The sequence below is a fragment of the Caproiciproducens sp. genome (assembly GCF_053840905.1).
The window spans coordinates 1-14,143 of record NZ_JBNLXQ010000016.1; the positions used below are offsets into that span (position 1 = coordinate 1).

11 protein-coding genes are annotated in these 14,143 nt (G+C 56.6%); 4 read left to right on the forward strand and 7 right to left on the reverse strand.

Annotated elements, in window-relative coordinates:
- Together ACQGQ5_RS13920 and ACQGQ5_RS13925 are read left to right on the forward strand one after the other, a co-directional pair.
- Nucleotides 1–707 (forward strand): FAD-dependent oxidoreductase (locus ACQGQ5_RS13920; RefSeq protein ID WP_455737097.1); only part of this gene is annotated, 707 nt, incomplete at its 5' end.
- Between the two features lie 73 nt (nt 708–780).
- Complete coding sequence (locus ACQGQ5_RS13925) at nt 781–2,550, forward strand: methyl-accepting chemotaxis protein (protein WP_455737098.1); 1,770 nt, start codon at nt 781–783, stop codon at nt 2,548–2,550.
- Nucleotides 2,551–2,685: 135 nt separating this feature from the next.
- Here ACQGQ5_RS13925 and ACQGQ5_RS13930 read toward each other — a convergent pair whose 3' ends face one another.
- A complete protein-coding gene (locus ACQGQ5_RS13930) occupies nt 2,686–4,110 on the reverse strand; it encodes an MFS transporter (protein WP_455737099.1) in 1,425 nt (474 codons plus the stop codon).
- 178 nt (nt 4,111–4,288) lie between these two features.
- Here ACQGQ5_RS13930 and ACQGQ5_RS13935 point away from each other — a divergent pair, with 178 nt between their 5' ends.
- Nucleotides 4,289–5,164 (forward strand): LysR family transcriptional regulator, encoded by an 876-nt coding sequence (locus ACQGQ5_RS13935; protein ID WP_455737100.1) that lies wholly within the window; start codon nt 4,289–4,291, stop codon nt 5,162–5,164.
- Nucleotides 5,165–5,261: 97 nt separating this feature from the next.
- On the opposite strand, the gene ACQGQ5_RS13940 is transcribed toward ACQGQ5_RS13935, so the two are convergent.
- From ACQGQ5_RS13940 to larA, 6 genes are all read right to left on the reverse strand, one after another.
- Entirely contained in the window at nt 5,262–5,960 is a 699-nt protein-coding gene (locus ACQGQ5_RS13940) for a FadR/GntR family transcriptional regulator (protein ID WP_455737101.1), read from the reverse strand.
- A gap of 260 nt (nt 5,961–6,220) precedes the next feature.
- Entirely contained in the window at nt 6,221–7,363 is a 1,143-nt protein-coding gene (locus ACQGQ5_RS13945; RefSeq protein WP_455737102.1) for an acyl-CoA dehydrogenase, read from the reverse strand.
- Between the two features lie 30 nt (nt 7,364–7,393).
- On the reverse strand, nt 7,394–8,398 hold the full coding sequence (locus ACQGQ5_RS13950) for an electron transfer flavoprotein subunit alpha/FixB family protein (RefSeq protein ID WP_455737103.1): 1,005 nt from the start codon (nt 8,396–8,398) through the stop codon (nt 7,394–7,396).
- 17 nt (nt 8,399–8,415) lie between these two features.
- Complete coding sequence (locus ACQGQ5_RS13955; protein ID WP_455737104.1) at nt 8,416–9,222, reverse strand: electron transfer flavoprotein subunit beta/FixA family protein; 807 nt, start codon at nt 9,220–9,222, stop codon at nt 8,416–8,418.
- Between the two features lie 32 nt (nt 9,223–9,254).
- Nucleotides 9,255–10,691: an FAD-binding oxidoreductase gene (locus ACQGQ5_RS13960; RefSeq protein WP_455737105.1), complete on the reverse strand. Its 1,437-nt coding sequence runs from the start codon at nt 10,689–10,691 to the stop codon at nt 9,255–9,257.
- Between the two features lie 34 nt (nt 10,692–10,725).
- Nucleotides 10,726–12,006 carry a nickel-dependent lactate racemase gene (larA, locus tag ACQGQ5_RS13965; RefSeq protein ID WP_455737106.1) on the reverse strand — a complete coding sequence of 427 codons (1,281 nt, stop codon included), beginning with the start codon at nt 12,004–12,006 and terminating at the stop codon, nt 10,726–10,728.
- A 399-nt stretch (nt 12,007–12,405) separates the two neighbouring features.
- Here larA and ACQGQ5_RS13970 point away from each other — a divergent pair, with 399 nt between their 5' ends.
- Complete coding sequence (locus tag ACQGQ5_RS13970; protein ID WP_455737107.1) at nt 12,406–13,956, forward strand: L-lactate permease; 1,551 nt, start codon at nt 12,406–12,408, stop codon at nt 13,954–13,956.
- Nucleotides 13,957–14,143: the final 187 nt, after the last annotated feature.

Genomic DNA, 14,143 nt, shown 5'->3' on the forward strand with positions numbered 1-14,143 from the left:
TCATCGGCACCGGCGCCGGACTGCCCAGCTTTATGAATATTCCGGGCGAGGAGCTGGTGGGGACTTACTCGGCCAATGAATTCCTGACCAGAGTGAACCTGATGAAGGCCTATCTGGACGAATACGACACCCCGATCATCCGGCCGAAGAACGTCGCCGTTGTGGGCGGCGGCAACGTGGCGATGGACGCCGCGAGGACCGCCAAACGTCTGGGCGCGGAGAAGGTGTATATCGTGTACCGCCGCGCCGAAGAGCAGATGCCCGCGCGGAAAGAGGAAATCCACCACGCGAAGGAAGAGGGTATTCTCTTCAATCTTTTACGCAATCCCGTTGCCATCCACGGCGACGAAAACGGCAGGGTGAAGTCGATCGAGTGCATCGAGATGGAGCTTGGCGAGCCGGACGCCTCCGGCAGGCGCAGGCCGGTGCCCAAAGAGGGCTCGAACTTTGAAATCCCGGTGGACTGTGTGGTCATGGCGATCGGCAACTCGCCGAATCCGCTGATCCGCTCCACGACAGAGGGCCTGGAAGCGAACAGGAAGGGCTGCATCGTTGTGGATGAAGCGACCATGGCGACGACCCGGGAGGGCGTTTACGCCGCGGGTGACGCCGTCAGCGGCGCCGCAACCGTGATTCTGGCCATGGGCGGCGGCAAGGAAGCCGCCCGCTCCATCGATCAGTATATTCAGGCGAGGGGAAAGTCCTGAAGACTGTCCGCCAAAGGGTGTCTGCCCTGCGGCGGCTTCTTTCTGATTTTATATGGAAAAGGTGGGGAAGATCGTGTTAAAAAATATGAAAATCGGGAAAAAATTGATAATATCTTTTCTGATCATCGCGTTTCTTTCGAGTTTCAGCGGTGTGGTAGGATTTGTCATTATGAGGACCATGAATCAGCAATATTCGGGCGCGCTGGTTCAGTATGGGTTTGCGCAGGGCGATATCGGCCTGTTCAATACTGAGTTTAATAACAACAACGTCATTATGAGGGACATTATTATTCAGCCGGGCGTCAACGAGAGGCTGAAAAGCAAAGAGGAACTGGATCAGTCCAGCGAAAAGTTGGTACAATACCTTACCAAAATGAAATCCGGGATCGTCGGCAGCAGGGAACAGAGCTACTACGATACGATCATGAGCGATCTGCAGGAATATACGGTTGCGCGGGATCAGACGGTTCAACTGGCCATTTCCGGAAAAGACACGGACGCTTACATCATGATGTTCCAGAAATGTTCCCCGCTTTCCGCGGAGCTGCGCACAGCCATCGATTCTTTGGTTACGGAAAAGACGAATTCGGGAAACCAGTTGTCCAAAAGCCTGACCATGCAGGGAGAACGCGCTTATGTGATGATGAGCGCGATTCTTCTGATTTCCATTCTGCTGTCCGTTCTGATCGCAGTCTTCATTTCACGCGGAATCAGCAGGCCGGTTTCCGAATTGCTGGGCGCGGCACAAAAAATGGCCCAAGGCGACTTGAAAGTTCAGGTGAAGGTAAAATCGAGGGATGAAATCGGCCAGTTGGGAAACGCGTTTGCGGAAACAATCGAAACCCTGAATCAGTACATAACGGATATTCAGTCCACACTGCTTCAGGTGGAACAGGGAGATTTAAACGTGGCGCGCCATTTTGAGTATAAGGGTGATTTTATTCAGCTGCAAAAGTCGATCGAAGCGATCATCCTGTTTATCAACGATACGATTATCCAGATGCAGCAAGCCTCTCAGCAGGTCGCAAGCGGCTCCGAGCAGCTGTCCTCCGGCGCTCAGGAGCTGGCGCAGGGCGCGACGGAACAGGTGAATTCGGTGGAAAGACTGTCAGCCGCGATTGCCGAAATTTCAGCGCAGGTCAAAGAGAACGCGGAGCATGCGGAAAAGGCCAGCGCCAATGTGGATGATGTGAACTCTGAAATAGAAATCTGCAATCAGCATATGCAGAAAATGGTACAGGCCATTTCCGGTATTCAAAATTCCTCCCAGCAAATCGAAAAGATCATCAAAACCATTGAAGACATCGCTTTTCAGACCAATATTCTCGCGCTCAACGCCGCGGTAGAGGCCGCGCGGGCCGGAAGCGCCGGAAAGGGATTTGCCGTGGTAGCGGACGAGGTGAGGAACCTTGCGGGCAAGAGTGCCGCGGCGGCGAAGGACACAACGTCATTGATTCGTAACTCCATCAGCGAGGTGACGAACGGGACCGTCATCGCGGATGAAACCGCGAAATATCTGCTTCATGCGGTAAAGAGTACAAAAGCTGTTTCTGAAATTGTAGAACATATTTCGAAAGCCAGCGTGAGGCAGTCGGACGCGATTGAGCAGGTGAACCGTGACGTGGAGCGGATTTCCAGCGTGATTCAGACGAATTCCGCAACGGCCGAGGAAAGCGCGGCGGCAAGCGAGGAGCTTTCCGGACAGGCCCAGATCATGAAAGCCCTTGCGGAACAGTTTCAGCTCAGGGAGGAGGCAGCCGGTCAGGCTTCGGTTGGGGATGAAGAAGAACCCGAAAATACCGTATCAAACATTGGAATGCGTCAGGAGATGACGTCCATCTGATCGATAAAGCTCTGTGATACAATCCCGGGAATCCTGTTCTGGCGTAAAAATACCCCCAAAGCCAGCAGCTTTGGGGGAGCCGTTTTATTTGTACCGTGCGGTGCCTCTGCCGAAAAATGCGCGTCACCGGGAAGGTCAATCGGCTGTATTTTCCGCCGCAGGCGTTTTGGCGGGACGCAGTGCGATCAGGCCGATCAGCAGAGCGCACGCCAGGATGCACGCCGTGACCAGAAACGTATTGTGGAAACTGGAGGCAATCTTTTGGGGGCTTGCGCTGCCGATCGACGTCGTGTGGGCGAACGCATAGAAGACGGCGCCGATCACCGCCGCGCCGGTCGTCAGCCCGATGGTGCGCGACAGATTGAGAAGGCCCGACGCCAGTCCGCGCTGTTCGGGCTTCGCGTGCGAAATAATGGAGGCGTTGTTCGGCGTCTGGAAGAAAGCCAGGCATCCGTTAAAGAAAAACCATATCATGGAAAACGTAACGTTGCCTGTCGAAAGGCTGACCGTCGACATCAGCAGGGAACCGGCCCCCATGGCCGTTATTCCGAAAATCATAACGGGAAAGTCGCCGAAACGTTTCGCGGCGGCAGCCGCCAGCGGCGTCAGCAGTGCGCAGCCGACCGCGCCCGACATCATCATGACCCCCGACACGGAAGTGGAAAGCCCCTTCGCCTGTTGAAGGTAAAAAGGGAAAATCACAACCGCCCCGGTCGTGGTCGTGTAAATCAGCACGCTGATCGCAAGGCTCGCGCTGAATGCGGAGTTCCGGAACATATTCAGGTCGACAAGCGGGAGGTCCGTCCTTTTTTCAAGGAACAGGAAGACGGTGATACCCGCGGCGGCTCCGGCGCCAAGCAGGAGAACGCTTTTGCTGAGCCCCTGATTTTCGGCGAGGGTAACGCCCAGCACATAGCAGACCAACGTGGCGGTCAGGACAAGCAGGCCTCGTATATCGAGTCTTTTGACCTTCTCCGTAATGGGGATGGCGGGGAAGCGCAGGGCGCACAGGAACGCGGCGGCGCCGATCGGCACATTCAGAAAAAAGACCGATCTCCAGCTGAAAACGCCGATCAGAAGCCCTCCGACAGAGGGTCCCAGGGCGAAACCGGTCGGGAGCATGACGGTCAGAATCGACATGGCCCGGGTGATTTTTTCTTTCGGAATCATGTCGCCCGCGATGGCGAAGGACAGCGCCATCAGAATCGAGCCGCCGATTCCCTGAAGGGCGCGGAACGCGATCAGTTCGTAAATGGAACCGGACGCGCCGCACAGCAGAGACGCCAGCGTAAACAGTCCGATGCCGAAGAGAAAAATCCTTTTTTTACCGAAGATGTCGCCGATGCGCCCGATACCGACGATCAGCGAGGTAACGGCCAGCAGGTAGCTGAGCACGACCCATTGAAGGCTTGTAAAATTTGCGTTCAGGGCTTTTCCGATCGTTGGCAGCCCGATGTTGACGATGTTGGTGTCGATTGCGGACATCAGCGTGGTCAGGGAAAGGACAAAAATGACTGAACCGTATCCGGTCGTTTTACCGGATTCACTGGTCTGGGACATGACGGTTACTCCTTTATTGATGCCGCTTTCCTTTTTTCGCCGTGTTGCCATCCGGAAGAAGGGAACGGATCATGATAGATTACTCCTTATATAAGGATAAACCATCTCTCCGGGTTTGCCTAATTGCCGTTGCGCATAAGGGATATAGCTGAAACGCATAACTCATGAAAGGAACAGGATGGTCAGTTTAGAACAAATACGGTATTTTCTCGAAATCGTCCGCTGCGGCAGCCTGAACAAAGCCTCCGAACGCCTTTATATCTCACAGCCGTCGCTTTCAAAACGGCTCCGGCAGCTTGAAAAGGGGCTTGGCTGCGAGCTGCTGAACCGAAATTACGACGGCGTGAAGCCGACTGCGCAGGGGAAGCTCCTCTATGAGAGGATGAGCGGCGTGATGGATCAGTTCGATCGGACGGTCGATCTGGTGCGGCGCTCCGGAGAAGTCCCTCAGCTGCGGATCGGCGGGCTCGAAAACCTTGTGACGTATTTTCTTCCCCGATATATGGAAAAGCTGAAAGCGGGCGGGCAAAATCAGGTGACCGTCGACACCTGCCTTTCCAACGGGGAACTTTTGGACGGCGTCAAAAACGGGAAATTCGACATGGCGCTGCTTTCCAATGCGGAGCCGCAGCGGAGCGTTGCCGTGATCCCGCTCATGACGGAGCCGCTCTATGCGGTATTTCCCGTGACCCATTCCCTTCGCTGCCGGGAGGAGATCAGCTTCAGGGATATCGTCCTGCATGAAAAGCTCGTGCTCTATAAGGACCCGTGCACGATCCGCGCCTCCATCCGCAGGGAGTGCGGGCGCATGGGAGTCGTACCCGATATTGCGCTGGAGCTTGATCTCACGGAGTCGCTTCTCAGCTATGTAAGCAGCGGGGAGGGGATTACCCTTTTGCCCTCGATTGTGGCGAACGGGATTCAGTCCCCGTCCATTGCCGTACGGAAAATCAGCCGGCCCGCGATTTACCGGGAAATTTCCGTCGCCATGAAAAAAGAAAAAGTACCCGCTTATCTGCCAATGTTTACCGAAGACACAGCCGCTAAGGGCTGAACCTGACAGATAGCCGGGTTGTTTCCACCGGAAGTCCGGAGAGATCACTTTTGCGGCATCCCTGCTGAAAGCCTGAGAAGAAGGTTTCGGAAAAGAATTACGAGCGGTCGATCGACGCGTCTACGACTTCAAAGTGGTCCTGAATCGCGCGGACCGCATCGTCCTCGTCGTTGCGGCTCAGGGCGTCCACCAGCTTTTCGTGCGACAAATGGAGCTGTTCCGCCTGTTCGTCATCCTGTACGATGCGCCCGTACATAATGCTGATAAAATCATTGATGGTCGAAAGCATAGCCATGAAAATCGCGTAGATCAGCTTATTGCCGGCGGCTTCACAGAGAAGCGTATGAAATTTCTGGTCGAGCAGGGAGGCTTTTTCGGCGTCCGGCTCCTCGCGCATCCGGCGTACCAGCTCCGCCAGCTTGGCCGTCTGACGGGGAAGGATGCGGCTGGCCGCCAGGCGCGCCGTCTCGGATTCCAGCCCTCTGCGCAGCTGGCTCACCTGCCGAAAGTTGGTTTCTCCCATCATCATCATAATCCGGAGCGTCTCGCCCAGATTCTGCTCCAGGTCGCACGATATAAAATTCCCTCCGCCGTGTACGCTGGAGATGAAACCCATCATGCTCAAGGTACGCATCGCCTCCCTTACGGAGTTGCGGCTTACCCCGAGCAGATCCGCCAGATCCCGTTCCGAGGGCAGCCGCTCCCCCCGCTTGAGGTTCCCGCGCCAGATTTCATCCTTTACGTAATCAATCACCCGTTCATAGGCTTTTTCACTTTTTTCCGCTTTTGCGTCCATAGAAGCATCTCCCTGCAGCCAAGCTGTCTTTCCGTGGTTTTCCGCCGAAAATTCCTTTGATAATCGATGCGGAGAACCGCGGAATTTGTTTATTTTTAAGTTTGATTTCTGAGTTCCGTGTAACTATGTATTATAGCATTTCCGTGTGTCTTAAACAAGAGTGCATTCAGCTGCAGAGACAGCAGGCCGCCGGCTGGTTCCAGCCGGCGGCCTGCTGCTAGTATGGATAAACGAGTATGGATAAAAAGGAGTAAGTGAATTTATTTGACGCCCATCCAACCCGAGATGACCATGCGCTGTACTTCGCTGGTTCCTTCGTAAATCTCGGTGATTTTTGCGTCGCGCATCATGCGCTCAAACGGATATTCACGGGTGAAGCCGTAGCCTCCGACCAGCTGCACACAGCGGCGGGTTACGTCGCTGGCGGTGTCGGCGGCAAAAAGCTTCGCCATCGCGGCAAGGTGGCTGTATGGGTCGCCGTCCTGTTTGGCCTGCGCCGCGCGGTACGTCAGCAGACGGGCCGCGTCGACATGCGTCTGCATATTGGCCATTTCAAACTGCGTGTTCTGGAACTGGCTGATGCGTTTGCCGAACTGGATGCGCTGGGTAATATAGGGAATGGTCTGATCGATACAGCCCTGAGCGATGCCGACGGCCTGTGCGGCAATGCCGATCCGGCCGCCGTCCAGCGTCATCATGGCAACCTTGAAGCCCTTGCCGATTTCGCCCAGAAGATTCCCCTTGGGAATCCTGCAGTCTTCAAAGACCAGCTCGCAGGTGGAGGAGCCGCGGATTCCCATTTTCTTTTCATGGGAACCGATGCGGAAGCCGGGGGTGTCCTTCTCGACAATAAAGGCGGAGATGCCCTTGGTTCCCAGACTCTTATCCGTCATTGCGAAAACAACAAAGACGGACGCAAAACCGGCGTTGGTGATGAAAATTTTCGAGCCGTTAAGAAGCCAGGAGTCGCCCTTGTCCTCGGCGACCGTGCGCTGCATGGCGGCGTCGGTCCCGGCGCCGGGTTCGGTCAGGGCAAACGCGCCCAGTTTTTCGCCGGAGCACAGATCCGGCAGGTACTTTTGTTTCTGCTCCTCCGTGCCGAAAGCGAAGATCGGCCAGGCGCACAGGGAGGAGTGCGCGGAAAACATGGTGCTGGTGGCCGCGCAGTGCTTTGAGATTTCCTCAACCGCGGCAATATAGGAAAGGTAGCTCAGGCCGGCTCCGCCCGCTTCTTCCGGGTAGGCCATGCCCATCATGCCCATTTCGGCCAGCTGATGCCAGGTTTGCTCGGGAAATTTCTCCTGCTCGTCAATCTCCGCGGCGAGCGGAGCGACCGACTTTACGCAGAAATCATGCAGCATATCCAGAATATCCTGTTCTTCGGCGGTAAATTTAAAATCCATATTAAAAGACCCCTTTCTTGTTAATCGATCTCAGGCTCTTGCTTTTTTGATCTCGGCAGTCAATGCGGGGACGATCTCAAAAAGATTGCCCACAAAGCCGTAGTCCGCGACACCGAAAATCGGGGCGTCAAAATCCTTGTTGATCGCCACGATGACGTCGGAGGAGCTCATACCGGCCAGATGCTGGATAGCGCCGGAGATGCCGCAGGCAATGTACAGCTTCGGTCCGACTGTTTTGCCGGTCTGGCCGACCTGATGGGAATGGGTGATCCAGCCCTCGTCCACCGCCGCGCGGGACGCGCCGACGGTAGCGCCCAGCACGTCCGCCAGTTCACGGAGGACGGCAAAGCCTTCCGGCCCGCCGACACCGCGGCCGCCCGAGACGATGATGTCCGCGCCTTCAAGATCGACGATTTCGCCCGCTGCTTCACGGATGGTTTCCAGCAGTCTGGTACGGATCTGGTCCGCGGATACATGAAAATCCTCGCGGAGAATCTCCGCCCTGTCCTCGCAGACGTCGGGCTTCTTAAAGACTCCCGGCCGCACCGTACCGAGCTGCGGGCGATGGTCCGGGCAAAGGATTACCGCCATCAGGTTTCCGCCGAATGCCGGTCGGGTCCAGGCGATATTGCCGCTGGCTTCGTCGATGTCCAGCGCGGTGCAGTCGGCGGTCAGGCCGGTGCCGAGGCGGCAGGACAGGCGCGGCCCGAGGTCGCGGCCGTTCGGGGTAGCGCCGATCAGCATACTCGTAGGCGCGTATTTTTCAAGCAGGTGCGCCAGCGCGGCGGTGTAAGCGTCCGTGGTGTAGCGCTGGAATTCCTCGCCGTCCACCACGATCACCCGGTCCGCTCCGTGAGCGCCCGCTTCTTTTACGGCTGCATCTGTGTGGCAGCCGATGACAACGGACACCAGCTTTCCGCCCTGCTTGTCGGCCAGGCGGCGTCCGGGGTTCAGTAATTCTATTCCGACATTCTTGGCAGTGCCGTCTTCATTGGTTTCCAAAAATACCCAAAGGTCTTTGGTCTTGGCTTCCATTTCCCGATCCCTCTCTTTCAAATCACATGCGCTTTGCTCAGCAGCTCATACAGCTTGTGAGCGGACGCTTCGGTGGTTTCTTCCTTGACCACAACGCCGGCTTCTTTGCGCGGCGGCACATAGGTGCGCTTCACTTTTGTGGGCGAACCTTTCAGGCCGGCGTGCTCCGGGTCGATGTTCGTCAGCTCCGCTGCGGTAAGCTGAGCGATCTGCGCTTTGCGTGCCGCCATCTTGCGTTTGATGGTGGGGAAACGGGGATCGAAAGAGGGTTTGGTAAAGGTGATCAGGCAGGGAGTCTGTACGCCGATGACTTCCTTGCCGTCTTCCGCCTCACGGTAGACATGAAGGCCGTCTTCCGCCGATTTTACTTCCAGCGCGTAGGTTACCTGCGGGCAGCCCAGGTGTTCCGCGATTTCCGGGCCAACCTGTGCGGTATCGCCGTCGATCGCCTGCTTGCCGCAGAAGATCGCGTCAAATTTCGCGCCTTCCAGCTCTTCGACCTTTGCGATTGCCCTGCTCAGGATATAGCTGGTGGCCAGCGTATCGGAACCGCCGAAGATGCGGTCCGTCACCAGGTAAGCGTTGTCGGCGGCAATGGCCAGACACTCCCGCAGCGCGTTCTCCGCCTGCTTCGGGCCCATGGAAAGCACCGTGATTCTGGTGTCCGGCGCGTCGTCCCTCAGGCGTGCCGCCGCTTCCAGCGCGTAGCCGTCGAATGGGTTGACGATACTTGGCACACCGTCGCGCACCAGGGTGTTGGTGACCGGATCGATCTTGATTTCATTGGTATCCGGTACCTGTTTGACACATACAAGAATGTTCATATCGTTACTCCTTTTAAATGATTCTCCTGAAACTATTCTCCCTTTCTCGTCAGGCCCATACAAACCTTGCCGGGGTTCAAAATCAGCTTCGGATCAAATACCTTTTTAATACCGCGCATCAGCTCCATGTTCACCGGGCCCATTGCGCTTTCCAGGAAATGCACCTTTCCGTAGCCGATGCCGTGCTCGCCGGAAATCTGGCCGCCGAGCTCCACCGTCTTCCGGTAGAGAGCGCTCAGGAACTGATCGACCTGCTTCTTGAATGTTTCCTCTTCCATTTCCGTGGAGCAGGTGTAGATATGCAGGTTGCCGTCGCCGGCGTGACCGAAATATTTTACCTCAAAATCATAGTTTTGCTTGATCTCATTGACATATGCGACATAGGACGCAATTTTGTTTACCGGAACGACCACGTCGCATTCATCCAGCAGCTTGGTCTGCTCCTCGATGCCCTCCAGGAAAGAGGAACGGGTCGCCCAGATGTCCTTCAGCTTTGGCGCCGTATCCGCCACAAGGACGTCCAGCGCGCCTTCTTCCACCAGCATCTCGGACGCGCTCTCGACGATCGGGTCCAGCTCATCCATGGAATCGCCGTCAAAAGTAACCAGCAGATAAGCGCCGACCTCCGTGCCGTCGATCTTGCGCGGGAAGACCTGCTTGCCCAGATACTCTTCGGAAGAAATCAGGATTTCTTTCTCAAAGAACTCCAGTGCCTGCGGACGGAAATGCTTCATAAAGAATTTCGGTACGGCAGAAATGCAGACTTCCAGATCCTCGAACGGGGCCATCAGGCTTACGGTGGCCTGCGGGGCGGGGATAAGCTTCAGGGTCAGCTCGGTGATGATGCCCAGCGTGCCTTCCGAGCCGATCATCAGGTTCGTAAGGCTGTAGCCGGAGCTCGTTTTGGAAACCGTGCCGCCGAAACGGGTGATGTCGCCGTTCGGGAGGACCACGGTCATGGCGCGGACATAGTCGCGGGTAGCGCCGTATTTTACGGCGCGCATGCCGCCCGCGTTGGTGGCCACGTTGCCGCCCAGGGTCGCCATCTTCTCGCCCGGGTCCGGGGGATACATGCAGCCGTGCTTCAGCGCGTCGTCGGCCAGCTGCTGCAGCAGGACGCCGGGCTGTACCGTGACCGCGAAGTTTTCAAGGTCGTAGGACAGAATCTTGTTCATGCGCATGGTGCAGAGCACGACTCCGCCGCAGACCGGGGTGCAGCCGCCCACCAGACCGGTGCCGGCGCCGCGGGTCGTGACAGGGATGTTGTGCTCACAGCAGATTTTCATGATGGCGGAGACTTCTTCCGTGCTCTGCACGTCGATGGTGACGTCCGGCATGCGGGTACCGTAAATGGGCATTTCGTCGCGGGAGTAGTCCGGGTTGACATCTGCGCCGGTGACCACGTGACCGGGCGCCGCTTTTTCCAGTTCGGCAAGAATTTCCTGTGTGACCGGATTATAATTTGCCATGATAAATCCTCCTGATAAAATATTTTTATAGCTGTTAAGCCGATTCTCTCACCATAACGGAGATGCCGTTGGGGATCACGACCAAATGGGCGTCCGCGCCCTTGATGCCCCTTGCTTCCTTCAAAGCGGTATCCACATCCGGGGCCCACGCGATCTTCATGTCCTCAATGGTCTTCCGCTGCGCGGGTTCCGTGACAAAGATGACGGGGTGCTTGCACAGCACGCGGCAAAGGATCTGGAATTCCCACTGGTCGGGCCGGGTCCGGTCCTGCGGGGTGGCGAGGATCTGTTCCGTCAGATTCTGTGGGGAAACGCAGTCGCGCAGCGCATGGTAAAAGCTTTCTCCGCCGTGTCCGTCGCTGCAGGAGCTGACCATGATCAGCACGGCGCCCGGCGCCGCCGCAGCTTCCGCCGCGGTAAGGCCTTTTACGCTCTGGTAAATATTCTGGTCCAGCGGGTAGCCTCCGTTGCTGGAAATCACGATATCGCCGCGTTTTTCCGGCTGTACCTGACAGTATTTCAGCAGCAGGTCGCAGCCCCGGCGGTGGGCGGTGACGGCGTCCCCGGCGAAGGCGGCCGCCACACGTTTATCTTCGTCAATAATGACGTTCACTATGTATGCCAGATGCGCCATTTTTGCCGCGGCGAGCATATCCCTGTGCAGCGGGTTGCCGTCCAGGACGCCGGTGCGCGCATAAGGCGAAGCGATAAATTCGGAGCAATGGTTGCCCAGCACCGTCACCTGATCGCAGACACCCGGCAGCACGCTCTTGCGCCCTCCGGAAAAACCGGCGAAGAAGTGCGGTTCGATAAAGCCTTCGGCGACGAGCAAATCTGTTTGTGCCGCTATTTTGTCGATCACGCACGCCGCTCCGGAGGGGAGCACGCCGATCTGCACGTTGCCCGACGCGTCCCGGCTGTCATGGATCACGATTTTTTCATGCTCCGCGATATCGCGGCCGAGTTTCGCCGCCAGCTCTTCCTTGCCGGTCGGACGGTGGAACCCGGTAGCCACCAGCAGGGTGATGTCGATGTCCGGGCTGCCCTCGCGCAGCTCGGCGAGCATGAAGGGAAGAATGTGCCTGCTCGGGACCGGACGCGTGTGGTCGCTGATAATGACCGTGCAGGTCTTTTTGCCGGCGGCAAGCTCCCGCAGGCGGGGGGAGTCGATCGGATCGGCCATGGCGGCCAGCACCAAACCGTCCTCCGTGTCGGCGGCTTTGAGTTCTTCCACATGGGATTCCAGAATTTCCGCATCGCTCAGATCCGCGTGCAGCGGCATCCCGGATTTGCCAAAGGGAATCATGATGGACATGAAAGCGCCTCCATTCTGATTTTACACCAACCGTTTTTACAGATGCAAGCGGTAAAAAAACCGCCTTAAAATTGGTAGCTCCACTTATGTATGCTACCATCTTACCACATTTTATTTTTAATACAATGCCAAATCGAGTGATTCTATTTTTCTGACAAAATTGAAGTTGGATATTCGTCAAATATACTAAAATATAATTTTTGATATAACTTCATATGGACTTTATGCTGGTTTGGGGATATAATGTATCCAGTATAGAAATATTATTTTCCGAAAGGATTCATTTTTGCTGTTATTCGTTTTATATATCGCCGGAATGTTTGTCGAAACTGGTAGAACCAAAAGCAGGTAAACTGTGACTATTGCAGCCACTGAAATAAATAGGGGAGGTCTCTTATTATGCTTCAGTCCTATCTTGCTCTGGTGCCAATCGTCTGGCTGATTATCGCGCTTACATATCTGAAGATGCCCGGCCACAAGGCGTGCCTCAGCGCGCTGGCCGTTGCCGTCGTCCTGGCGCTGACGCTTTGGCACATGCCGGCGGCGGACTGCGCCACCTCCGCGCTGGAAGGCTTCGCCACCGCGCTGTGGCCGATCATTCTGGTTATCATCGCCGCCATTTTCACCTATAACCTTTCCTTAAAAACCGGCGCCATGGACATCATTAAGCGGATGCTCACAGGCGTTTCCGCCGATAAACGCCTTCTGATCCTCCTGGTGGGGTGGTGCTTCGGCGGATTTCTGGAGGGCATGGCCGGCTTCGGCACGGCAATCGCCATTCCGGCAAGCATGCTGGCCGGAATGGGCATGAATCCGATTGAGGCCTGTGTGGTCTGCATGATCGCCAACGCCTTTCCCACCGCGTTCGGTTCCGTCGGCATCCCTACCGTTACCCTGCAGGCGGTGACCGGGCTGGACGCGCTGCCGCTGGCTTTTACGACGGTGTTTCAGATGGTGCCGTTTATGATTCTGGTTCCGTTCCTGATGGTCATCGCGGGCGGGGGCGGCGTCAAGGCGCTGAAGGGCGTTGTGGGCATCACGCTGGTGTCCGGCCTGTCCTTCGTCCTTCCGGAGCTGGTTGTTTCCAGATTCCTCGGGCCGGAGCTGACCGTCATCGTGGGCTGCGTCGTCTCGCTGGCCTGTACTTTCCTGATGGCCAGAGCACGGAAAAATAAGCCGGTTCCCGCGGAATATGATATGAGCGCGGGGATTGCCGGCACGGCGCAAAAGCAGGACGAACCGGCAATGCCGCTCGCGGTGGCCGGCCTGCCGTTTATTCTTATTTTCGTACTTCTTCTGCTGACCTCCAAGCTGGTTCCGCCGGTCAACAGCTTCCTTTCTGTTTTCAAGTCCACCGTAAAGATCAGCACGGCCCCAAGCGCCGGTCCTGTTTCTTTCAGCTGGATCAATACGCCCGGCGTCATCATTTTTGTCGCCACAGTGATCGGCAGCCTTGTGCAGAAGGCCAGCGGAAAGATGATGTGGCAGGCGCTGACCGGCACGGTGAAGCAGATGTCTAAAACGATCGTTACCATCATGTCCGTGCTTGCCGTTGCCAAAATTATGACATATTCCGGGATGATCGCCGATATGGCGCATCTTTTTGTCGTTCTCACCGGCCGCTACTATCCGTTTGTGGCGCCGGTCATTGCCGCAATCGGTGCGTTCGTCACCGGCAGCGGCACCAACACCGAGGTGCTGCTGGGAACCTTGCAGACGGCTGCCGCGCAGCAGATCGGCGTTTCCAAGTACTGGCTTGCCGCGGCGAACTCTCTGGGCGCCGGCGTCGGCAAAATCATGTCTCCCCAGTGCGTTGCCACTGCGGTGGCGGCTGTCGGCCTCGTCGGTCAGGACAGCAAAGCGCTGCGTGCGGTCCTCAAGTGGGCGCTCATTATGCTTGCGATTGCCTGTGTGGTAGTCGGCTTCGGCGTTCCTCTTTCTCCTGCCTGAGCACTGCTGACGGCTTCCGGGTGTTTTGGATACAGCCGGACGTCCTTTCAGCACATCAGGATTTCTGATTCACAAACAAGCTTGGCATGCGTTGTCATATATCTCCTTCCAGCGACCTAAGGAGCCCTTCTTCCGCCGATGTTTCAGCGGAAGAAGGGCTCCCGCCGTTCTATGCGACGCGAAACGA

Coding starts and splice junctions, on each gene's coding strand:
- ACQGQ5_RS13930 (WP_455737099.1), bottom strand. CDS start 4,110: ATGTCCCAGACCAGTGAATCCGGTAAAACGACCGGATACGGTTCAGTC.
- ACQGQ5_RS13935 (WP_455737100.1), top strand. CDS start 4,289: ATGGTCAGTTTAGAACAAATACGGTATTTTCTCGAAATCGTCCGCTGC.
- ACQGQ5_RS13940 (WP_455737101.1), bottom strand. CDS start 5,960: ATGGACGCAAAAGCGGAAAAAAGTGAAAAAGCCTATGAACGGGTGATT.
- ACQGQ5_RS13945 (WP_455737102.1), bottom strand. CDS start 7,363: ATGGATTTTAAATTTACCGCCGAAGAACAGGATATTCTGGATATGCTG.
- ACQGQ5_RS13950 (WP_455737103.1), bottom strand. CDS start 8,398: ATGGAAGCCAAGACCAAAGACCTTTGGGTATTTTTGGAAACCAATGAA.
- ACQGQ5_RS13955 (WP_455737104.1), bottom strand. CDS start 9,222: ATGAACATTCTTGTATGTGTCAAACAGGTACCGGATACCAATGAAATC.
- ACQGQ5_RS13960 (WP_455737105.1), bottom strand. CDS start 10,691: ATGGCAAATTATAATCCGGTCACACAGGAAATTCTTGCCGAACTGGAA.
- larA (WP_455737106.1), bottom strand. CDS start 12,006: ATGTCCATCATGATTCCCTTTGGCAAATCCGGGATGCCGCTGCACGCG.
- ACQGQ5_RS13970 (WP_455737107.1), top strand. CDS start 12,406: ATGCTTCAGTCCTATCTTGCTCTGGTGCCAATCGTCTGGCTGATTATC.